The sequence below is a fragment of the Cohnella phaseoli genome (assembly GCF_003386235.1).
Lineage (GTDB): Bacteria > Bacillota > Bacilli > Paenibacillales > Paenibacillaceae > Cohnella > Cohnella phaseoli.
The window spans coordinates 18344-40011 of record NZ_QRDZ01000001.1 but is presented as its reverse complement, the minus strand read 5'-3'; the positions used below and the strand labels follow the sequence as shown (position 1 = coordinate 40011).

Here is a 21668-nt window from a genome sequence, read left to right as displayed (position 1 = left end):
TCTTTTGTTTACATCTTATTTAATATCCGAGGTAAACAAAAGACAGTCAAAAGATCAAAGTAGACCGCTCCGAAATTCGGCACCTAAGATATAAGCAAGCGGTTCCCGGGGCCGCTATCTCGTTGTCCTGTCAGGAGGATGTTTATAGTGGAAAAAAGAAAACCGCTATTGCTTATACTATTAACGATCCTGGTTGCCACCATTCCTTTAACGGGCGCAAGCGCTGCCGTTGAATGGAATAAGCATACGTTAACGAAGGTATACGATCCGGCAGGCGACCGGTATGCGTACGCTCCTTCCATCATTCGCGAGGGCGATGTCGAGCATATGTGGACATGCCATAATGATGCCGATGGCGTCATCAAAGACCATATTTACTATACCAGAACGGAGAATGGAGTCGTCACCGAGTCCAAGTCCGTACTTCAGGCGGGTCCCACGGGTTCCTGGGACAGCAATCACGTATGCGATCCGAGCGTCGTAGCGGGGAAATTCAATTATAACGGGGCGGAGTACGATTATGCGTTGTTCTATCTGGGCAACGACGTGAACGGAAGTGCCCACAATCAGATCGGCGTCGCCTTCTCCGATGATCTGGCAGGCGAGTGGGTGAAATATCCGAATCCGCTCGTGGAGTACCCGAACGACGGCTTCTGGGGAGTTGGCCAGCCTTCGGCGACAAGCGTAGACGGGCAAGGAAGGGTCTTACTCTTCTTCACGAAAGGAGGTCCGACGGCTACCGAGGCGTATCGAATCGATATGAACTTAATTCAAATGGCTAGTCCGTCTATCGGACCCCCAATCCGGCTGACTAATGACGGGTTAAGGAACGCAAGCGATCAACCCGACTTTCTTAACAACTTCGATATCGCGTATGATCCGACCCGCGATCGCTTCTACGCGATAAGAGAACTGCATCCTTATCCTTCCGGGAATCCGAATTATATCACCGATGGCCAGCAGATCGTCAGTATCGACGGCGGATCGGTATGGGGCGGGGGAGGACAGTGGAAAATCGAGGGGACAATTAGCCCTTCGACAACGGGTTTCCCGAGGAATCATAACGGAGGATTGCTGCGCACTGTACATGGCACGCTTCCGGATCCGAACTCGATCGGGGCGTATTTTACGGATAGCGAAGCTGCTCCGAATTTGACCGGAAGAGCGGAGTTTACTTACGACATCTGGCGGATCGTCGGCAAGCTGACCGATGGCGATGCCGTGCTCGAGAAAGCGCTAGACGGCTTTAAGGGCAAGCATTTCTCGGTTGCCAAGCTGACAGAAAACTTGAACACGAACGAATTTCTGTTGTATGGAGCGGTAAATTCGAAGGCTATGAAGAAATGGAAAGATCAGACGATCTGGATCGGGTATCGCATTTACAAAGCAAACGGGGATTTGTTCGAAGCGGGGACAGCCTATCTTGACCGCATTGCCCAGAATGGTTCCTTCTCGATTCCGTTAATCAAACCGGAAGGCATGAACGGCCAGATGATGAAGCTCGAGGTGTTCCTCCTATCTGGAAAAGGTAAACTGATCGAGTCGGCCGAGAAAATAGTAGCGTTTAATCTGTCGTAAGTTAGTACGACACCCGCTGGAATTTCGAGGCCGCTGAAGAACTAACTTTTTTTCGGTAGGTTCCTGCTATGGATATGAAAAAAGCGACACTTACTCCGAATTTTCGAGTAGGCATCGCTTTTTTTTATTTAATCGGCTATATAACAGCTAAAGTGTTTATACTTCCTTTTCTTATAAAGCAATTACCGCTATGTAGGTTTCTGTAATCTTTTTTTCATCATGCACGGTTGTTTAGTATTATTATAAAATTGAAACACTCCCTGTGTAACTGAATATATTCCATAGCTGAGCCAGCTTTCTTTTTGTTGATTTCTTAAAATACGTAGAGCCAATTCTCCCTGTGTGCTTCTCTCCTCCAAAAGCTTTCATTTCTTCAATTCACATACTACAAGCCCCCCATCGTTTTTCATTCATAATACAAAGTGTTTTCAGTGTATCCAGAAAAAAGTCTTTCTTGGAGACGTCCGATTTCATCAAAAAAATGAAACGGTAATAGAGGAATATTTCAGAACCTCTATGTACCTTGCCATTTAATAAGGAGATCGCCCATGTCGAATGATGAAAAGCAACATGTTATTGAAACTGACGCTTACCAGCTCCTCTTTCAGGCCATGCCCCATGTCGTAACGGTCGAACAAATGTGTACTATGTTAGGCGGCATCAGTACCAAAACAGGCCGCAAATTACTTCCATCAGGGCGTATCGCTCACTTTCGCATCGGTCGCTTTTACAGAATCCCGAAGCTAAACATCATCTATTATTTGCGGGAAATCATGGCCCTTGGCACACCGCGAGATCATGACACTTTGCAGCTTTGAACCATTATTGATTCCGTTGCTATAATCTAAGTGTCGATGGTAGTAAGCCAGGGTTGCTATCCTGGGAGGGAAACAAAATGGTAGCAGGCCACCTTCAAGAAAAAAAAGGCAATTACTATATTGTTCTAAACTACAAGGTTGAAAAGGGTAAACGGAAAACCAAGTGGATAGCAACAGGGTTGCCTATAAAGGGCAATAAGAAGAGAGCAGAGGGGATGCTGCAAGATGCACGAAAGAACTTTGAAATTCCTTCTGAGTCCGTTGAGGAGGAAGTAGCGCCACCTGTTGTAGAAGAAGCAGCAACTGATGAACAACGTCCAGCCGGCATTCTGTTCGCAGATTTCATGTTGGAGTGGCTTGAAGTGATGAAGTATCAGGTTGAAGTGACTACTCATGCGGCTTATTCCTTTAATATGAAGGGCAAAATTGTGAGGAACTTAATCAGCCATTTTAAGTCGTAAAAGATGATCCTGTGGAATTGGGCGTGTATTTAGCCGCGTTTTACGGCATCAGACGAAGCGAAATTGTCGGATTGAAGTGGAGCGCTATCGACTTTCAGCATCAAACGATTTCCATACGCCATACCGTCATTCCCGTATCCTATGAAGGAAAGCGATTACATCTACGTGAACAAACTGGGAGATCGAATCAAGCCGGGATATATCACGCAACATTTTCCGATTGTTCTTAAAAACCACGAGCTTAGGCATATTCGTTTCCACGATCTTCGCCACAGTTGTGCGAGTTTGTTGCTTGCAAATGGTGTAAGCCTGAAAGAAATTCAGGAATGGCTCGGGCATAGTCATTACTCCACGACGGCTAACATTTATGCTCACCTGGATTACAGCTCCAAGGTTTCGTCAGCGCAAGTCATGAGCAGCACGTTGCAAATCCCAATCAAACAAAAAGCTCCTGAACCGTCACAAGGACAAGTTCAAGAGCTCGTACATTCGTAAGGTGGTGCGGTCAAGAGGACTCGAACCTCCACGGTATTGCTACCACTGGCACCTGAAGCCAGCGCGTCTGCCAATTCCGCCATGACCGCATGTGTTGCTTGTTGTTTGGCGTCAACGTTCAATATCTTACCACAATATCTCTGATTAGGTCAAGCATTTCTTCGACTTTCGAGAAACCGTCAGGAAATTCGCCCTGACGGTCCTTCAAATCTTGCATCTTACTCACCGATTAATTTTGAGGGTAACCTGAAACGCTTATGGGACAGCCTCTGCAATTAAGGATTATTCATTCTCCATCGTGCCGATGTCGATGACGAACCTATACCGAACATCCGAGGCCAGTATGCGCTCCCAGGCTTCATCAATCTGCGAGGCGGAGATGATCTCGATTTCCGGAACAATGCGGTGTTCAGCGCAAAAATCCAGCATCTCCTGCGTTTCGCGAATTCCGCCGATCGTCGACCCTGCGAAAGAGCGACGATAAGGAATTAGCGAGAAAACTTGAACTGGAAGAGGCTCCGACGGCGCGCCGACGTTAACCAAAGTACCGTCTAGCGCAAGCAGCGACAGATAGGCGTTAATATCGATTTTGGCGCTTACGGTATTGATGATAAGGTCGAACGAATTCGCCAGCTTCTTAAACGTCTCCGCATCGCTAGTGGCATAATAATGACTTGCTCCCAGCTTTAAGCCGTCTTCTTTTTTCTTCAACGTTTGCGATAAAACGGTAACTTCCGCTCCCATCGCATGCGCAAGCTTCACCGCCATATGCCCAAGTCCGCCTAGCCCAATAACAGCCACTTTCTTGCCGGGAGCGGCTCCCCAATGGCGGAGCGGCGAATAGGTTGTGATACCGGCGCACAGCAACGGGGCAGCGGCATCAAGCGCAATGCCGTCGGGTATTTTAACAACGAAGTCCTCCGTCACCACAATATGCGTAGAATAACCGCCTTGCGTATATTGGCCATACCTGTCGATCGCTGCATAGGTTCCCGTATTTCCGCTTTCGCAGTACTGTTCTTCTCCATTTTGACAGGGCTCGCATTGTCTGCAGGAATCCACCATACAGCCTACCCCGACTCGATCGCCGGCCGCATATCGGGTAACGTCCGCCCCCACTTGGGCGACGATCCCCGCGATTTCGTGTCCCGGTACGAGCGGGTAGTCGACCGGTCCCCAATCGCCGCGAGCCGTATGAATATCGGAGTGGCAAATTCCCGCATACTTGATCTCAATAAGGACATCATGCGGCTTAAGGTCTCTGCGCTCGATTGTCGTCAGCTTAAACGGACCTTCCGGACTAAAAACAGCGCGTGCATTTACAGCGATCATCCTTTTACCTCCTGAAAGTTGAGTTTTATTGGACTTACCTTGAAAGCTGTCTGCCAGCTAAAATCCGGGAATTTCTTGCAACTATAGTTACAAAACCGAAAACTAAAGATAATATCCCTACTAACACGACGTATGGCGTACCCATTTGCGCTATGAACAATCCGCCTACGGGCGCGCCAACGGTTACCCCTAAATTAGCAGACGTCAAAAATAATCCGTTAGCGAAATCAGGCGCCTTAGGAGCGGCGGACATCATTAAATATTGATTCATATTCGCCCCGATCCCCGCCAATATCCCCCAGACCAAAGTAATAATCGCCATCGGCCAGCTAAGCTGTCCTGTAAAAAATAATAGAATATACACAGCCCCCAATGCAAAAGGGAACAGAAAGACAAACTTCATCGCCTGCTTGGCAAGCAGCTTCCCGGCAATTACGTTGCCAATCATATTGGCCGCGCCGAAGACGAACAACAGTATACTAATCCAGTTGGCTGGCATATGAGTAACCGTCTTGAGATACTCTGCAAGGTAACTATATACTCCGAATATAGCAGAATTGATAAAAATAATAGCCGCAACGGAAAGCCAGGTTAACGACTTCCTCAAGATGGATAATTGCTCTCCGTATGCGACTCTCTCCACGACGGGCAAGGAGGGAACGAATAACGCTGTAGCTATGAAAACCAGGATATTTACAGCGGCAAAGAAGGCCAATGCCATTTGTAAGGAAACGGCGCTCGCAATAAAACTGGCAATTGGCACCCCGACGACCATCCCGGCCGATACGCCTATAAAGACTTTGGCAACTGCTCTTGGAGCTTCCTCCTTCCGAACAGAAGCCGCCGCAACTGTTAATGCCAATGAACAGTATACCGGATGAAAAAAGGCGGGAATTACGCGAGCGGCTAATGCCACCCAAAAGCTGGAGGTGAATACGGCCACCATATTTCCCAGCACGAAAACGCCCAGCACAAGCAGCATGACCTTCTTCCGGTCGATCCCTGAAAGCAGTAAGGGCAAGATCGGGCCAGAAAGAGCCACCGCAAGAGCAAACGCGCTCACCAGCCATCCGGCTTGAGACACGCTCACCTCGAAGCGCTCCGCAATGGACGGCAATAAACCGATAATCCCCATCTCAGTATTTAAGATCCCGAAGACTCCTAACGTTAGTATCCCTATTAGTAAACGATTTTGCTTTGGCAATGCAACACCTCTTCCAAGATGAAATAATCAAACATGATTGCTTAATCAACGGGTGTTTATTATTATAGGGCTGTAGAAGTTGTATGCAATAGTTAAAAACACGGATTGTGTTGAGATATCAACATATGAGCAGAAAATGTTCATTATCTTCAGAAGATTGGGGGCTTACTATGGCTAAAACGGATCGGCGAGTGCTTAAAACGCAAGAAGCTTTGAAGCAGGCCGTGATCGGATTGATGAGCGAAAAAAAATTCGACGAAATCACCATCCAGGACATTGCGGATCGCGCAAACTTAAATCGCGGCACCATCTACCTTCATTATCAAGACAAATTCGATCTGCTGGACAAACTCATAGAAGTGCATTTTAACGAATTGGGGGAAATGGATAAATGGGCATGCGAGTTGGATTGGAAAGAAGCTCTTGTGCCTTATTTTGAATATTTTCAAAAAAATTATTTATTCTTTTCCACGATGCTGGCCAGCAAAGAAGCTCCGTCTTCGTTTAGATCCCAGCTTCTCGCTTCCTTCATGGACGGCTTCAGAGGCGAAATCGACAGAGACAGCGGCCGGAATACGAGCTTAAACGAAGAGGTCATTTTGCAGTTTGCCGGCAACGCTTATGTAGGGATTATTGAATGGTGGATTAAAAACGGCATGCCGTATCCTCCCCAAGTCATCGCCGAACAAGCTGGCGCGTTGCTGGAGAGAAGTCTTTGAGCGGGTATGATATAACTTTCAGGAGAAAATGGGGTTTGGAGGAGGTATCCGAATTCTAACCGTTCATTTAGAGTACGGGAAAACATCTTTTTTCAATCCAAAGATGTTTTCCCATCCTTTTATCTACAATCATTCTTTCAAGCTAGTATCGCGCCGTACTGTTTCCACGTACCTGGCGTACCTAACGTCGTGCAGATATATCCCGAATAGCCGCCCGCGGTGACGTTTTGGATCGTTATGCGATCGCCGACGGCCCATCTCCCCGCCGTAGGAGGCGAATCGGAGCCTTCGACCACAAGGTTGGCCGGATAATAAGTTCCCTTGATTTGATCCACGTTTACATCGATAAATTTCATACCGGCGCCATTCGATGAAGCTACGATGTAAGGATTATTCACCGTTCCGGTAAAGACGTACGATCCTTCCCCGGGATTGCCTATTATCGTATCTTGAACGATGAGCTGGTCGATCTCGTTTAATAGATTTGCAACGTAGAAGAAATAAGCCGTGTTGTAATTACGAATCACGTTGCCGTTAAAGTTCGTAAGGCCCCCCATTCCCGTCTCGATCGCGATGGCGATACCGTTGATTTTGTTTCCTTCGATGTGAAGCTCGTCCAATCTCATAGCCGTGATGGCGGTTCCCGACTTGACGGGAGAATAGATGGTATTGCCGGTAATATACAACTTCCCTGTTCCCCAGTCTTGAGCCAACGATTTGGTATATTGTATGGCGGTAGAAATTTTCTTCGACCGAATTTGATTATTGGTCACATGGATAAATGAAGCGGCTGCCTTTTCCTCGCTATTTGTTGTATCCTTTAAGTAGATCAGTTCAGCGATTGGCTCTACGCCCGTCGGATTTCTGTCATTAACGATCGTATTGCCCTCGATTCGAATCGTATAAGGCGCGATGTACGCATTCGTATCCCATTCCAAGCAAATCATTTGATTATTAGGCTCATTTAAGTCTAGTACCTGGTTATTATTCTGATTCAAATAGTTCACCGCAAAATCAAAGGTGTTGTTCATGATCGATACATTGGATCCGTTTAGAATTTTAACGCCGTTCATAAACATTTCCTTAAATACGTTATCCGCTATATGAATATACTCGCAATCGAAATTCGATAAAATTCCGTAATAGGTTGGCAAAGACTGCTGACCGCCCACGGTAGTGATTCCGCCATCTCTCTTGCCATCGACAATATTGCCTACGACCGAAACGCCCCTGGCATTAACGGCAATTGCCGCATACGCAGCGCCCCTAATCGTATTGCCAACGATCACGATGTTAGAATTTCTGGCCGGAGCCTCATCCAAGTCGCATGCGATAGCTCTGCCGCCCATATCGCTTAATACGTTGTTCGCGACAGTCACATTTTCCACATGCGTTCCGCCAGGCGTGTCATCCTCGCCGTACCAATTATCGAAACAAATCCCATTCATCGACTTCTCTAAATAGTTATTCGTAACCACGACATCTTTGCATTTGGATACGTAAACATTGCCTGAACCTAATCCGTTATAAGTAAAATAGCAATTGGTTATGACCACGTTCCTGCATCCGTAGACTGCGAGCGTAACGCCCTGACCTTCCATGACCCCGCGAACCGGAAAAGGATTGCCAACGCCGTATACACCCTCAATCCAGAGGTTATCGATTGTAACATTCACTTTGTCCTTCGCGGATATTAGGTTTACGCCGTCCGGGTTCGTCGACATAAATATTTTGGAGGCTCGGGTGCCTTCGATGCGGGAATTATCCTGCAAAAATACATAATCCGTTATTCTGTAGGAGGAAGGGGAGAAATAAAGGTGAGAATACGAATCAATCGCCAATTGAATGGCCGCCGTGTCGTCCGTCGTACCGTCTCCTTTCGCCCCGAACCATTTGACATGGGCAGGTCCGTCAAAAATCCGCCTGAATCTGGCGCCCGAAGTCGATACGAGGATGATCCCTGTATTGTCTGCAGAAGTCGTATCGGTATTATCGTAATAAAAAGGACCTTCCTGGTCGCGATCTTTCACATAATAAACATGATCGGTTTCCGGCGATGTTAGCGCTCTCAACTGCGCGATCGTAACCATCTTGCAGCAATCTGCTAATTCCTCGCCGCTCTTGTCCTCCATTGCACGTACGGTCGGCAGATTTCCCCCTAACGATCCCAAGAGCCATGCGCCTGCCGTGACCGCGCCTACCGCCCCAATCCCGCCTAGCAATTTCCTTCTGCTAATTAATTCCCCTCCTGTACCTTGACTCCCCTCTTGTTCGAATAACCGTTGATCCTGATTGTCTTCTCTCATCTAACATCCTCCTTATTGTTCATTTTTCAATTTGCATTCATGGGCGCTGCATTAATCTCTCCAATAACCGAGTGCTGCTTGCGATGCACCATAATGGAGAGCAGCACGCTGAATTCGAACAAAACGATTAACGGAATAATAACGAGAAAATCCGAAACGATATCCGGAGGCGTAATAATCGTTGCAATCACGACCAAGACCAAATAGGCGATTCGCCTGAATTTCTTTAGCGTCTTGGGATTCAACAACTTTATTCGCGTCAAGAACATAACCATAATCGGCAATTCAAACAACAGGGAGATAGGCAGCAAAAGATTAAACATGAAGCTCAAATATTGGCCTATCCCGTAGGTTTCTTGCAGCCCCATCTCTTTTGATAAACGGGATGCGAAGTAAAACGCCATCGGAAACACGATATAATAGGCAAAAGCCAATCCCAGCACAAAGAAAATCACTCCGAAGGGAATGTATTTCATGGTTGCTTTCTGCTCCGAGCGGTGCAGGCCGGGCTTCACGAATGCCCATACGTGATACATAATGATTGGCAAGGATACGATCAGCCCAATGAGCAGGGCGAATTTCATCCATATCCCGATCGCGTCCCAAGGTGAAAATGCGTTCATCTTCATCCCGTTGGCCGGGGGTTGAGCCAGCAGAAATTGAAACATAGGTTTGGCTAAAAACATTCCCCCGATCACAGTTAGGGTAAAGCAAGCGCATATCCAGATCAAACGCCTGCGCAATTCATTCATATGCGCCAACAAAGTTAAGGTTTTTTTCTCAATACCCGGCATCTTGATGAACTCGCTCCCCTCCCCATCGTACGAAAAGGAACCTGCTATTTCTCGATTTGCGGTATTTCTTTGCTCTCAGACTTAAGTTCATTGTCCGATGCAAGATCCTTGGCACCGTTCTTAAACTCCTTCAGCGTTCGGCCGAATGCCTTTCCCAATTCGGGCAATTTACTTGGACCGAACAAAAGCAAGGCCACGAAGATGATGATGATCAAACCTGTCGTCCCAATTCCCGCCATGAAGCTTCCTCCTTTCCCATTGAATATCCGGTTTTCAGCGATCAAACGCGATCATTGGGGCATCACCGCCTTTCCCGACAGCGCCACCTTAAAATTCAGTTCTCGACAGGGAGCGGTCAAACTCAGCGCATTCGCGCTCAGGCTTCCGCTCCACTCCGCTGCCTGACCATCCATGCTTAACGCTTCTACCGCTTGTATGACGTACTCGTCTTTCGTAAATAGATTTATGATCATTTCCTTGATTCCGGCAGGCAGGTGAAGCTCCACGTCAATTGAAAGCTGCGAACTTCTTTCCACGCGGAACGAAAGTTCTCCGTAAAATGTAGCCATTCCTCTGACTTGCACGGCTTTACCCACATCCAACCAATCCGCAGGAATACAGGGCAGAAGCTGAAGCTTATTTCCCTCCAATACATAGAGGGAGTTCAATATCATCTCCATAATCCGGCCATTCCCGCTGCCGTTCGGCTGCCACGGAGACAGCCATTGCAATTGCGGGCTAAATCGTTCATGCACGTGCATCGTATCCAGCGTCGTAGAAAAAGCCATCGTCGCATAGAAATAGCGCAGCGCTTTTTCCCTCTCGCCCCGTAAGCTCCAGACGCGGTGCCATATCTTTTCCGTATTGTTCACGTAATAAAGATCAATTGGCGCCCCGGCCCATGTCTTCTGCAGCTCCCCCAGCTCCGCATCCTCCATCTCCGGCAGCTTAACGGCAAACAAATCGCTCATGGCATAGCGCTTGCGCATCACATATTCGATCTCTGGAACGATCTCATCCGAAGGATCGATAAGTCCCGTATCCATTAAATAAGTCGGACCGTCGATCGCATAGACCGCTGCCCGGATATCGGGCTTCGTGTACACTTCGTTGGATATCCACCTAACGTGCCCCTCCTCGGGCAGCTCGTAGGTTGCTTGCTGCACGGAAGCTAGAATGCATTGCTTGTAATCGTTAGCCTCGGCGATATACCGGGCGGCAGCCGGATGGTCGATATCGGCCAAAGCCGCAGCCATGAGGTCCAAGCCCTGCCACGTCGCCGCATTAGATAAGAAGAAATAGCCGCTATCCGGCCAATCATGAACGCGCCCTTTGGGCAGCAAACCGTAGTGGGCCACTTTCGTGCCGTCTGCTTCGTACTTTTTTGTGGCATTGCGCTCTTGACTGACCCAGTCGCAGGCTTTAAGAATGATGGACAGATTGGCTTCCAACCATTCCCGATCTTTGGTCATCGAATAATAATCCGCCAGCAATCCTAGCACCGAGCCCGTCTCGCACATCCAGAATATATGCGCGCGGAACGAACCTTCCGGCGACAGGATGTCCCCCTCCGGGCCGATACTGCCGGCTTGCGTGCTTAAGAAGTATTGCATCGTTTTCTTGACGGTATCCGTGGCGCCTAACCGACTAAGTATCCGTAAATAGTTGGACACTTCCCACGTGTATACAACCGTATAATCATTAAAGCCCCCTTGCCCCGGAAGAGCCGATCCGTCGTTCTGCTGGGCGATCAGCTGCAGTGTATTCGTCTTGGCCGTATCGAATATCGACTGAATTACCTGTTCAGGAACTTGAATGCCTGCCATTCCCGATAAGGCATTTCTCCAGATTTCCTGGCTTTGCCGAATCGCAGATGGCTCATCAAGGAAGCGGTCATTCCCGCTTGCTTCCGGACTGCCCCTCTTATGAACAAACGTGTCGAAAATCTCGATCTGGATTTGCTTGGTCTCGCCTGGAGCGAGATGCATTTGGAATTGGAGGACGTTCCGGTAATCGCCGGCTTCCGCTGCATACTCCACGTGGGAGGTCGGATCGGCTTTGTAACGAAGGATCGTTTCGCCCTCCCCACCGATCAAGCAACCGGACGTTTCGTTGATCGCACGCTGCGCTAAAGGCATTCCGCTAAACCAAGCCTCAGCCCTACTTTCGTAGGGCACGTAGTCCTCGTTTACATGGCGATAGAAATCGCGATGGCTAGCCTCGACGTTCAGGAAGTACCACTCGCCTGTTCTCGCTTGTGTCGGATGCAGGTTCGTTACCGTCAAAAATTGATAGATGCGCAGGCCTCCATCCGAAGCTTTTAACGTTAAGCTGGTCAGGTTGTGGTCAAAATCCGCTTGCTTGATCGATGAATGCAGAATCGGCTCCTGGGGTGCCAATAGCGCTTGCTCGACGTTCCGATAATCGAAAAACCGCGGCTTTGCTCCCTGCTCCTCGCCGATAAAGAAGCCGTGCCCTCGTCGTAAATCTCCTCTGCGACCAAGTGCATCCTTGATCAACAAGGTGAAATCCGGCCGAACTTCAACCAAAGTGTCCGACAGGGGAGGATGAATATAGATGCGTTTGGATCGAGTTCGCGGAAACAAGCCTGAAATGCGGTTCCAATTGGGTTCGGTTTGACGGGATTCTATCATTTCTTTATGCAGCTCCTTCTACGATCTAACCAGCGGCAAGGAAACCTTCCGTCCGCTCGCTAGGGATTCGTCAATGGCGAAACACGCCTCCATCGTTTGCATCGCATCGAAAAAATCGCAGCGCGACCGGGTTTTCCCTCGAAGCGATTGCATGAAATCGTCGATCTCTTCAGCGAAAGGGTGATGCGAAACGTCCCCGCTGTCCGGCAGAATCGTCGGGATTGTCGCGTATTCTGTCTGCCCCGGCAGCTTGTGGCTATACAATTGGTTGTTCATAATGGCGCCTTTCTCGCCGAGCAGATGAATGTTGAACTTGTACGTCGTCTTGCATTCCAGCGACGACGACACTTTGCCGATACCGCCGTTTCTAAGCTTGAATATGGCAATCGCGTTCGAATCGAATTCGTATTCCGAATCCGCCCAGGTCCGGCAGCCGTACGCGGTCACCTCTTCGATTTCTCCAGCGAAGTAACGGACGGCATCCACTGCATGGCAGCCGGCGGACAGCATGCTGCTGCCGCCGAGCGCCCTCGTCTTGCTCCATCGATACTGCGGATAATGCGGACCGATGTTGTGCCAGTAATCAATCTGCGCCATGAACACCCGGCCGATCGCATCGTCTTCGATCAACGCTTTCGTGTTGTTGAAGGAGGGGTTCCACCTCAAGACAAATCCGGCGACCGTATGCACCGGATTTGCTTCAAGCGCCTCCGCTATTGCCCATAAGCCTTCCCGATTCATGGCCAACGGCTTCTCGAAGACGATGTGTTTGCCCTGGCGCGCGGCCAGCACCGCTTGCTCCGGACGAATGCCGGGCGTGGAACAGAGAACGACGGCATCTACCTGCGGATCCGCTACCGCATCCTCGTAACGTTCGAAGATTCGCGCAATTATGCCTAGCTCAGCAAGCCGCTGCTGAGCATGCGCCTGATGGGCGCTGACGACGGCATACACCTCCGCATCTTGGCGGGCATGTATCGCTTTCAAATATTCACCCGCCACCCAACCGGTTCCCACTACCGCAAATCGCAAAATAGACATCGTAATTCCTCCTCGTTAAGGTTTAATCCGATTTTGTTCGGATTTGTTTGCGGCCAGCGTAACCTCCAACGTCCGAAGCGCATCGGCATAGTCGCATAAGATCAAGCTCGGATTGCCGGACTTCACGGCGTCGACCAACGTTCTGCACTGCTCATAGCCGGGATCCCGCTCAGCCGTTACCGTCAGGCTCTGCTCATTGTCGATCAGCGTTAACTGGCTGCCGTTCTGACTCAAATGGACAAAGAAATCGGCCCCGAAAAACTTAATGTCCGACCCGGCATGGAACGGCGACAAACAGGATTCCGTGAGCGAACCTACGGCCCCGCTGTCCATCACGAAGTTCATCGCTCCGGCATCGGGAATCGTGCTATCCGGCTCGATTTGTTCGAACGACACGCGTCCGAACACAGCCTGCACCTCGCGAATTTCGCCGCCGACATAACGAATCATATCGACCTGATGGGTGGCGGTATCTACCAAATGTCCGCCTGACCTATCGAGCTGCTTCCACCACTTGGCTGGATGTGAGCCGCCTATCCGGACGCCTTGAATGAGATGAGGGCGTCTTCCCTGCAAATAGCGCTTCGCTTGCTGAACCGTATCGTAATAGCGCAGCACATAACCAACCGTATGGATAATTCCCGTCTCGCGGATGAGCTTTTCTTTCTGCCGGACCACCTCCGCGTCAACGCCAAGCGGCTTCTCGACGAAGAACGGAATTCCCCGGCGGGCCGCAACGATCTCCAAGTCTCCCCTGGCAAACTGCGGCGTACAAATGAAGACAAGATCGATGCGCTGCTTATCCAGCACGTGATCCGCACTGTCCATGATCTGGGCTCCGGTCGCTTCGGCTGCCCGCCTTGCGTTGTCCGCATTCGGATCAAATAGGCTCACAATCTCTGTATCTTCCATTTTCTTAAGCACGCGAATATGGTCTTGGGCAATGCCGCCCACGCCGATAAATCCGATTCTGATCCTCATCTCTAGCTCCATCCCTCTCTTAATCCACTAAGTTTATACTTCCGCCCAAATCCGCTTCAGATTGTCCAGCCCCACTCTAGTGCCAGTCAGGCTATCCTCCATGCCTTCGAATTCCAATGACAAGTAGCCGTCATAACCGGAAGACTTGATTATGCGCAAGATTTCCCTTACGTTAACGTCTCCATTGCCCAAAATAGCGCCCCGAAGAGCGTTGCCTCCCACGGATTGGCCCCACCCTTCTCCATAATCGAAGCCTGACGGACGCACGTAGAAATCTTTGACATGAACCATCGATGCATACGGCGCGTTTCGCTTGCAAGCTTCGACCGGATCTTCGTCCACACACATAAAATTGGCGATATCCACGGTCGTTCTGAAATTAGTCCGATCGACATGGCGAAGCAGCCGTTCCACCCGTTCGCTTGCCTGAACGTAGTGGCCGTGATTTTCAACGCTTGTTGTTATACCGTATTGCACGGCATAATCGGCAATCCGGCGACACGCATCCGCCATTCGATCCAGATCGGCAGCGAAGTAAGCCTCGGTCATTTCCCCAACGGGGCGGAACGCTACATCATGGCGCATCAGCTTCGCGCCGAGCCGATCGGCGATATCGACATGCTTCATGACGCGCGCGATTTCAGCTTCGCAAGCCCGTTCATCCCCCGCGACGAAGTTGGCTGTGATCGCATAGTTGGAGATGTCCAGCTTCAATTCCTCCGCCTTGCCGCGAATGGCATCGACAAGCTCCATGTTGTTTTCCAAGTCGTACCCCGCAGGAACAATCTCGACATGCTCGCCGCCTTGATGGGCTATCCATTGGATAACGTCCAGCACGCTCATCTGTCTGGATGCAATTTTATCTACCAAACTGTAAGTGCTCACACCCGACTTCATTCCCGCATCTCCTCCTCGTTCTTCCAATCATCCTCTTCCCTCATTCCACAATACCCGTACGTTCAATGCCTTCGACAAAGTATCTTTGCGCGAACATGTATAGGATTAGAGGCGGAGCAACAATCAAGAAAGCTGCCGCCATCGTAATCGACTCGTTCAAGCTGAAATAACTTCCGCCCATCGAAGAACCCGTAGCGGCAGCCGCATTCAAGTTTCCCTGCAGGAACTGCATGCTTTGGGCCAACAAAGTGAAATCTCCGTTTTTCAAATACAGGGCCGGCTCGTAATAATCGTTCCAATGCCATACGAAGGAAAACAGGAAGACGATCAGCAGAGCGGGTCTGGCCAAAGGCAGCATAATTCTCCAGAACGTCTTTAGCGGACCCGCTCCGTCCATACGGGCGGATTCTTCCAGTTCCTTCGGCAAAGTCGCGAAAAACTGGCGAAAAATCACAATAAATATCGCGCCCTTCAACCCTTGTGCAAACAGACCGGGAATGAGCAGGGGCAGCGGCGTATTCAGCCATCCCAGCTTGGAATAAAGCACATATAACGGAATCGACAACGTCTGCGGCGGGATCAGAAAGGTCATCAATACGATGAAGAAGAAGATAGACTTTCCCGGAATCTTCATTCTGGCAAAGGCATATCCCGCGATCGCGCAAGACCCCATTTGCAAGAGCGAAGCAGCTATCGAAATCCATCCCGTCTGCACGATGGACTTCCAGTAATGCAAGCCGATGATAGCCGAGGCATAATTGGACCACTCCAGCTTGCTCGGAATCCACTGAATCATCGGATTCACGAGATCGGTTCCTTGCTTCAAGGAAGTCGTCAGCATATAGACGACGGGGTTCAGATACAGCAACGCGGCTGCGGATAGGATGATGTAGATCGCCAGCTTGAATAGCCATCCGTCATTAAAATGCCTTCCGAATATCAGCATGCGGCCTTTCTGCATTCTCGCGCTTGACCTTAGCCTAACGCGCCAATCAGCCATACGCTTTACGGTTGAATGCCCCATTCTTCTTTTTTCGCTAGTCGGTATCTGTCCGGCATTCATCTCGTCACCCCCGTTCTCTTGCTTTGGCGTCTTGCAATAAACACAAGTACTAATATGGGCAACATCATGAACGCAAAGTAAATCCACCCTAAAGCGCTCGCATAACCGTATCCCGTATTGGCATCCGTCGTATTTTTCAGAATATGGCTTAAAACGGGATTAAACGGGTTGGAAGACTGCTCCACCAACGTATAAATGAGATTCAAAATAATAAACGGAGAAATGGCGGGAAACGTAATTTTCCAAAAGGATTCCCATGGCGTCGCCCCGTCGATCTGCGCTGCTTCGTAAGTCGTTCTGGGGACGGTCTGGAATGCCGCCAAAAACAAAATGATCTGCACGCCGGAGAACCAGAGAATAATGACGAACTTGCCCAATAAGTCCATAACGGTTCCTGCAGCGGTTATCGGCAGTACATCGTAGATCACATCCGCCAGGTTGTATCTCTCCACAAGAGGCAATGTGCCCTGCCCTTGATTGAACAGTTCAAGCAGCACCTGCCCGGAAGCGAAAATAACGGGCAAGAAAAAAACGGCTCGGAACAGCATTCTCCCCTTGAACTTCTGGTTCAGCAGGATGGAGATCAGAAGAGCGAATAGGACGGTAATAGGCACGACCAGCATTACTTCTCGCATAAAGAGAAACATTTCGACCGGAAAGACGTTATCGACGACAAAAGCATGTTTATAATTGTCCATCCCTACGAAATCGTATTTCAAGCCTGATCCGTCATTTTTGACGCCTACTTTTTGAAAGCTGATAAAGAAGGAATAAATGAGCGGGTAGGCGACGAACATAACGATCCCCAACATCCAGGGCAGGAGGAATAGATATCCGCGCAAGGCGTCCTTAAACGACTGCAGTCTTTTTTGTCGCGCATGATCTTCTTTGGTCATTACGGAACCCATGTTCATTCGGCTCATCTCCCCCCCTCCCCCGCAACTTGGTAGAACATAGGCTCAATCGTAAATCCTTCCCCCCGATAGGGGACTTCATTGTAATTCACCCGAACTTTGCGCCCATTCTCGTAGGTGGTCTCAAATACGCCCTCGGCCAGCTTATCGTGTCCGGTAATGAAGCTATTCCTGGCTCCCGTCTTCGATAACGCCTCGTATTCGGCCACAATTCGTTGTTCAAGCACTTCATACTGGGAACTGAACAGGTTCTCGTACGATGTCCTCTTGAGCAACCGCGGATCCTCGGAAGTCAGTGTAAACCGTGGAACCGCCCCATATTCGATATCCCGCAAAAATTGTACGGCTTGATCTTCTCTCAGATTGGCAGGGCCTGAAGAATAAGGCACTAGACCATGTACGGCTATTGGATAAAACGGGACCTGCTCATCCACGATCAGATCGTAATTATATTCAAGGGGAAAGTCGAACATATGATCCACGTGACCCAATAAATAATCGAACCCTCCAGATACTTTGACATTTCCTAACGCTTGGCGTACGGTATCCGTCATTTGAAGGGAGTAAGAGAGGGATTGCTCCCTGCTGATCTTACGCTTCGGATGAAAGTCGCTATTCAGATCGGTCCCCATGTTAACCAGATTGACGCTCTCAACCCCGAGTCCCTTCCAATTCTCGATCAGGTCGGGCAAGTATTTCTGCACATTTCTTACCGGACTGATCTTGTAAATGATTTCGTCTGCGGCATTAGAATAGATTAGCGGCGTGCCTACAATGGATTGAATCCCATCCTCGTCGGGAGAAAACCCATTATTACGCGAGTTGGAGGCCGAATCCAGACGATCGTTAAGATTTACTTGAATGCCTTGCTCACGCAAATCGGCTATTAGATTCCGAAGCCCCTCTTCTCCTCCCGCCTTCTCCTCCATCGGGAATCGCTTCGGCAAGTTCCCGGGATCTCCGCCGCTCTGCCAGCCTGCCAATCCGACTTCGACGTTGGTGACGCCTTGACTAGCAAGGCTTCGAACGATTTCCTCCACCTGCTTGAACGACGTTGCGATCCTCAGCTTCTCGCCCAGTGGATTAGCTTCGCCTGCGCCGATAATGAACTGAAGCTGCAATGGCGACTGCTTGACATTCGGATTGAGCCTCTCTATTTTTCGATGCGACATCAAGTAGTCCCGGTAGGCTTGTGCCATTCCCACATAGTCGGCATCCATCTGATCGAGGAAAATATAGCGCACCGAAACAGCTTCGTACGGCTTCGTTTTTTCATAGGATAGGATGCTCGATGTTAGACCTGTCGGCTGATTGTACATTCGCCGGTACACGAATTTCGCATGCGTTTCGTTGAATTGCGTTGAGATACCGGCCGGTGTTGCTATGATATTCGCCCTGGCGGCCCCTTCCTCGATAACGGCAACATATCCCCCCTGCCCCGAATTGAGACCGAATACCGGATAGGAAACGGACGTTCTTCTCGTTGAAGGAGTACTGGCGGGAATCGACCAGTCATATCCGTATACCGGGTAATTATAGGCATTTATTAAATCGAGATCTGCTTTGTTGAATCGGATCAAACCTCCCGGACCGTCCGGCACCAGCAAATAGCCTTCGGTCCCATTCAGGGATGCCCCCATAAACGGAAGGAGATGAAGCTCCATCAACAAGCTCTCTTTCGTTTCTAATATCCCTAGTTCCGGGATACGGGCAACCAATTGATCGTCCTCCAGACGGTATTCGACGTAAAACTGGAAGCCGAGTTCCTCGACAACGTACATCAAGGCTACACCTTCGTCGATGCTTTGCCATTTTACGGTAGTCGGAAATTCCTTCAGATTGGTATCTTTGATTAATGTCCGCTCGGCGTTGAAGTAACTCAGAACGAGGGGAGACTCCAGATGGGAGCGCCATAATCCTTTGGTTGTATCCTTCGCCAAAGCTGCCGAATCCGGATTGCTGCGCCAAATCTTTCCGTTGCTCTTATCCTCGACGGCTACTTGCCCGCTCTTCGGATCGAACCAAAGGGCTGTTTTCTTCTGCTCATATGCTTTGAACCATGGCACGCCATCGAAGTTACGCGACTCTCCTTTAGGCAAGTCCGCTGTCACGTCCAAGCCTGAGAAAAAGGCCGCGGCATCCGCCTTGGATTGAATGTCCGAATTCACGTTTACGGATTGAGGACGGTTCATCCACCAGACCGTTCCAACAACGATGAGAATCAGAATGACGGCCGCCGCAACCCCTTTTTTCCAATATTTCCGATCAAATATCTTCTTCGCTTTATCGAACACGCAACCACACCTCCCGCCCAAAACCAGCTACAAAATCGGTCGCCTGGTAGATCAATCCGATCAGGACGAAACCGAATACCCACAGGCAGAGAAACGTGACAATGGAAACCGACATCATGCCGATTGCTTCTTTCAAATTGTAATTATGCACATTCTGGGTGCCGACAAAGATCAGGATCAACACCCATAATACAATCACGTAATTAGCCGCAGCGTAAAAAATCCCCTCTTGCAAAGTCAGCACGTTAGACAACCATTGAATCGGTAAAATAAATAGAATATACGGCGCCAACGCATAGCTGTTCACGACAAATACTTTGCCGAACGAGCCTTCGCCGCGCATGACCGATCCCGTCAAATAATTGGCAATGATCCAGGATAGCCAGGGCAGGAAGTATTTCATTGCCTCCATAGTCAAATTCAAGGTCTCAAACCGCTGGGCGGCGAACAGCATACTTACGACCGCTTTTCCGGCAATGAGGAGAATAAACCCGAGTACGACGAAGAACAGTGCGAATCGCCATCTTACCTGCGTCGAAACGGCTATGTCGTACATCCCGTTCATCGGATGCCTCAGCATGCCGAGCATCATCTTCCACGGCTCTGCCAAATTTCGCGCCCGATGCGCCCATCGCCTATTTTCCTGCGGAAGGATTTGCGACGAGTCCTCGCTCTGATCACGAATAAGCCTACGTTTCTTGCGGCTTCGGATGATTCTCCGATAAAGGAAAAAGCCGATAAGAGCAATAGCCAGCACCGTCATTCCTGTACCGAAATACCGCAGCAGGAAATTCATTCGCACCTGCCAGAACGATTCCGAATAGCCGTCCTTATCCTTCGCTTGTTCGAAATACGTCATAGCCTGTTCGTAATCCCCGGTTTTGAACTTGGCTTTGGCTATGCCCAAGTAGGCCCTGTCGTACATCCCGTTCAGGCGATGAATTTCTTCCCACAGCTCCCGAGCCTCTTCGTACTTTCCCTGGTTATCCATATAAGAGGCCTGATGGACCAGTTCTCCAAAATGCGTGCGTTTCATGATTTGGATGCGATTCTGTTCCCCGTCGGCGATATATAAGCTGCCGTGCGAGTCCGCAACGATGCTCGTCACCCGTTTGAACATCCCCAGCCGCTGCTCCGAGCCGACGGAAGCCGTTCCGAATACGAACAGTAGCTCGCCGTATTTATCATACTGATATATTTTTCCCTCGGTCGTTTCCGCCGCCGACATAACCCCATGGGAATCCACGTGTACATCTTGAAATGAAAACTTGTCCAGAGGCTTCACCCAAGGCGCGAAATTACGATTCATCAGAAGATCGACTCCGCCGAAATTAAGGCGCTTCAACTGACCGCTCTTCAAGTCTTTGTTAACCGTGAACATAAAGCCTTGGGCGTCAAGAGTGACATTCGTAACCGCACCCGGCAAGCGCGATAGCTCTTCCTTCAGCTGCTCCTCGGTGAAAAATTTTCTCTTCAAGCTGTCCAACCAACTGGTCGGAACTTTATTAGCCCCGTAGAAACCCGCGAAGGATCCATCGGGAGCCAACTGCAGCAGCCCCTGATATCCGCCTTTCGTAACCATGTAAATATAACCGCGCTGATCGACGACCACTTTCAGCGGAGCATACACGAACGTTGCCGGCAGCAGCTCGGAAGACGGGGCAAGCAGCTCTTGCATGTACCTCCCGTCGCGGTCGAAGATGGCGATTCTGCGGCTTCCGGTATCCGCCACATAAATGACGCCATCTTCCGTTACGAATACACCCTCCGGTTTCCGCAGCTTTGCCTTTGGATCCTGGTCAGTCGGATCAGGAATTGTTCTAACCGTATGGCCTTCCAGGTCAAGCTGCACGATGCGGTTGTTTCCCGTGTCTGCGACATACAATTCGTCCCTCGAAGTTATGAATAAATCCTCCGGATGGTTAAGGCCCCCCCACACCCCTTTCGGAACGAAGGCATTGGGCGTTCTTATCCACTTGTTCATATCGCTTGAATAGGTCGTATAGGGCAGTTCGGCATAAACCGGGCGATCCGCTCCCTGGAGAAGAACGACTCCCAAGACTGCCGCTATCCCAATTCTTATCATTTGCCTGAGCGTCTTGCTGCTTATAAGCATC

The 21668-nt window shown here is 49.6% G+C and carries 18 protein-coding genes and 1 tRNA gene; 5 read left to right on the top strand and 14 right to left on the bottom strand.

Annotation, left to right across the window (positions count from 1 at the left end):
• Positions 1-147 precede the first annotated feature (147 nt).
• The 4 genes from DFP98_RS00160 to DFP98_RS39400 all read left to right on the top strand — a co-directional run bounded on the left by DFP98_RS00160 (position 148) and on the right by DFP98_RS39400 (position 3352).
• Positions 148-1578 (top strand): glycoside hydrolase family protein, encoded by a 1431-nt coding sequence (locus tag DFP98_RS00160; protein WP_116058534.1) that lies wholly within the window; start codon positions 148-150, stop codon positions 1576-1578.
• Between the two features lie 548 nt (positions 1579-2126).
• Complete coding sequence (locus DFP98_RS00155) at positions 2127-2396, top strand: helix-turn-helix domain-containing protein (protein WP_116058533.1); 270 nt, start codon at positions 2127-2129, stop codon at positions 2394-2396.
• A gap of 77 nt (positions 2397-2473) precedes the next feature.
• Positions 2474-2857: a hypothetical protein gene (locus DFP98_RS39405; protein ID WP_220377035.1), complete on the top strand. Its 384-nt coding sequence runs from the start codon at positions 2474-2476 to the stop codon at positions 2855-2857.
• 165 nt (positions 2858-3022) lie between these two features.
• Positions 3023-3352 carry a tyrosine-type recombinase/integrase gene (locus tag DFP98_RS39400; protein WP_246016352.1) on the top strand — a complete coding sequence of 110 codons (330 nt, stop codon included), beginning with the start codon at positions 3023-3025 and terminating at the stop codon, positions 3350-3352.
• A gap of 2 nt (positions 3353-3354) precedes the next feature.
• Here DFP98_RS39400 and DFP98_RS00145 read toward each other — a convergent pair.
• The 3 genes from DFP98_RS00145 to DFP98_RS00135 all read right to left on the bottom strand — a co-directional run bounded on the left by DFP98_RS00145 (position 3355) and on the right by DFP98_RS00135 (position 5888).
• Positions 3355-3441 (bottom strand) — tRNA-Leu (locus DFP98_RS00145).
• A gap of 193 nt (positions 3442-3634) precedes the next feature.
• Entirely contained in the window at positions 3635-4684 is a 1050-nt protein-coding gene (locus tag DFP98_RS00140) for an NAD(P)-dependent alcohol dehydrogenase (protein ID WP_116058532.1), read from the bottom strand.
• A gap of 34 nt (positions 4685-4718) precedes the next feature.
• Entirely contained in the window at positions 4719-5888 is a 1170-nt protein-coding gene (locus DFP98_RS00135; RefSeq protein ID WP_116058531.1) for an MFS transporter, read from the bottom strand.
• A 170-nt stretch (positions 5889-6058) separates the two neighbouring features.
• Here DFP98_RS00135 and DFP98_RS00130 point away from each other — a divergent pair, with 170 nt between their 5' ends.
• Positions 6059-6607 carry a TetR/AcrR family transcriptional regulator gene (locus DFP98_RS00130; RefSeq protein WP_116058530.1) on the top strand — a complete coding sequence of 183 codons (549 nt, stop codon included), beginning with the start codon at positions 6059-6061 and terminating at the stop codon, positions 6605-6607.
• Between the two features lie 137 nt (positions 6608-6744).
• Here the strand turns inward: DFP98_RS00130 and DFP98_RS00125 are convergent, their stop codons facing one another.
• From DFP98_RS00125 to DFP98_RS00075, 11 genes are all read right to left on the bottom strand, one after another.
• Positions 6745-8913 (bottom strand): glycosyl hydrolase family 28-related protein, encoded by a 2169-nt coding sequence (locus DFP98_RS00125; RefSeq protein WP_116058529.1) that lies wholly within the window; start codon positions 8911-8913, stop codon positions 6745-6747.
• Positions 8914-8939: 26 nt separating this feature from the next.
• Positions 8940-9665 carry a twin-arginine translocase subunit TatC gene (tatC, locus tag DFP98_RS00120; protein ID WP_342772444.1) on the bottom strand — a complete coding sequence of 242 codons (726 nt, stop codon included), beginning with the start codon at positions 9663-9665 and terminating at the stop codon, positions 8940-8942.
• 86 nt (positions 9666-9751) lie between these two features.
• Positions 9752-9946 (bottom strand): twin-arginine translocase TatA/TatE family subunit, encoded by a 195-nt coding sequence (gene tatA / locus DFP98_RS00115; RefSeq protein ID WP_116058527.1) that lies wholly within the window; start codon positions 9944-9946, stop codon positions 9752-9754.
• Positions 9947-9997: 51 nt separating this feature from the next.
• Positions 9998-12361: a hypothetical protein gene (locus DFP98_RS00110; RefSeq protein ID WP_116058526.1), complete on the bottom strand. Its 2364-nt coding sequence runs from the start codon at positions 12359-12361 to the stop codon at positions 9998-10000.
• Between the two features lie 18 nt (positions 12362-12379).
• Positions 12380-13402, bottom strand: coding sequence for a Gfo/Idh/MocA family protein (locus tag DFP98_RS00105; RefSeq protein WP_116058525.1), 1023 nt, complete (start codon positions 13400-13402; stop codon positions 12380-12382).
• Positions 13403-13417: 15 nt separating this feature from the next.
• Positions 13418-14383: a Gfo/Idh/MocA family protein gene (locus DFP98_RS00100; protein ID WP_181917398.1), complete on the bottom strand. Its 966-nt coding sequence runs from the start codon at positions 14381-14383 to the stop codon at positions 13418-13420.
• 33 nt (positions 14384-14416) lie between these two features.
• Positions 14417-15280, bottom strand: a complete 864-nt coding sequence (locus tag DFP98_RS00095) for a sugar phosphate isomerase/epimerase family protein (protein ID WP_116058523.1) — start codon at positions 15278-15280, stop codon at positions 14417-14419.
• A 40-nt stretch (positions 15281-15320) separates the two neighbouring features.
• Positions 15321-16226, bottom strand: coding sequence for a carbohydrate ABC transporter permease (locus DFP98_RS00090; protein ID WP_220377034.1), 906 nt, complete (start codon positions 16224-16226; stop codon positions 15321-15323).
• A gap of 113 nt (positions 16227-16339) precedes the next feature.
• Positions 16340-17266, bottom strand: a complete 927-nt coding sequence (locus tag DFP98_RS00085) for a carbohydrate ABC transporter permease (RefSeq protein ID WP_246016351.1) — start codon at positions 17264-17266, stop codon at positions 16340-16342.
• Positions 17263-19551, bottom strand: coding sequence for a DUF5696 domain-containing protein (locus DFP98_RS00080; protein WP_116058521.1), 2289 nt, complete (start codon positions 19549-19551; stop codon positions 17263-17265). The genes DFP98_RS00085 and DFP98_RS00080 overlap by 4 nt, the downstream gene beginning before the upstream one ends.
• A complete protein-coding gene (locus DFP98_RS00075; RefSeq protein ID WP_116058520.1) occupies positions 19541-21667 on the bottom strand; it encodes a YIP1 family protein in 2127 nt (708 codons plus the stop codon). The genes DFP98_RS00080 and DFP98_RS00075 overlap by 11 nt, the downstream gene beginning before the upstream one ends.
• Position 21668 lies beyond the last annotated feature (1 nt).

What these genes read in the sequence shown, in the direction of transcription:
- DFP98_RS00140 (WP_116058532.1), bottom strand. Translation starts at nt 4,684, where the DNA reads ATGATCGCTGTAAATGCACGCGCTGTTTTTAGTCCGGAAGGTCCGTTT.
- DFP98_RS00100 (WP_181917398.1), bottom strand. Translation starts at nt 14,383, where the DNA reads ATGAGGATCAGAATCGGATTTATCGGCGTGGGCGGCATTGCCCAAGAC.
- DFP98_RS00090 (WP_220377034.1), bottom strand. Translation starts at nt 16,226, where the DNA reads ATGCTGATATTCGGAAGGCATTTTAATGACGGATGGCTATTCAAGCTG.
- DFP98_RS00085 (WP_246016351.1), bottom strand. Translation starts at nt 17,266, where the DNA reads ATGAGCCGAATGAACATGGGTTCCGTAATGACCAAAGAAGATCATGCG.
- tatA (WP_116058527.1), bottom strand. Translation starts at nt 9,946, where the DNA reads ATGGCGGGAATTGGGACGACAGGTTTGATCATCATCATCTTCGTGGCC.
- DFP98_RS00095 (WP_116058523.1), bottom strand. Translation starts at nt 15,280, where the DNA reads ATGAAGTCGGGTGTGAGCACTTACAGTTTGGTAGATAAAATTGCATCC.
- DFP98_RS00130 (WP_116058530.1), top strand. Translation starts at nt 6,059, where the DNA reads ATGGCTAAAACGGATCGGCGAGTGCTTAAAACGCAAGAAGCTTTGAAG.
- DFP98_RS00125 (WP_116058529.1), bottom strand. Translation starts at nt 8,913, where the DNA reads ATGAGAGAAGACAATCAGGATCAACGGTTATTCGAACAAGAGGGGAGT.
- DFP98_RS00110 (WP_116058526.1), bottom strand. Translation starts at nt 12,361, where the DNA reads ATGATAGAATCCCGTCAAACCGAACCCAATTGGAACCGCATTTCAGGC.
- DFP98_RS00105 (WP_116058525.1), bottom strand. Translation starts at nt 13,402, where the DNA reads ATGTCTATTTTGCGATTTGCGGTAGTGGGAACCGGTTGGGTGGCGGGT.
- DFP98_RS00155 (WP_116058533.1), top strand. Translation starts at nt 2,127, where the DNA reads ATGTCGAATGATGAAAAGCAACATGTTATTGAAACTGACGCTTACCAG.
- DFP98_RS39405 (WP_220377035.1), top strand. Translation starts at nt 2,474, where the DNA reads ATGGTAGCAGGCCACCTTCAAGAAAAAAAAGGCAATTACTATATTGTT.
- tatC (WP_342772444.1), bottom strand. Translation starts at nt 9,665, where the DNA reads ATGAATGAATTGCGCAGGCGTTTGATCTGGATATGCGCTTGCTTTACC.
- DFP98_RS00075 (WP_116058520.1), bottom strand. Translation starts at nt 21,667, where the DNA reads ATGCTTATAAGCAGCAAGACGCTCAGGCAAATGATAAGAATTGGGATA.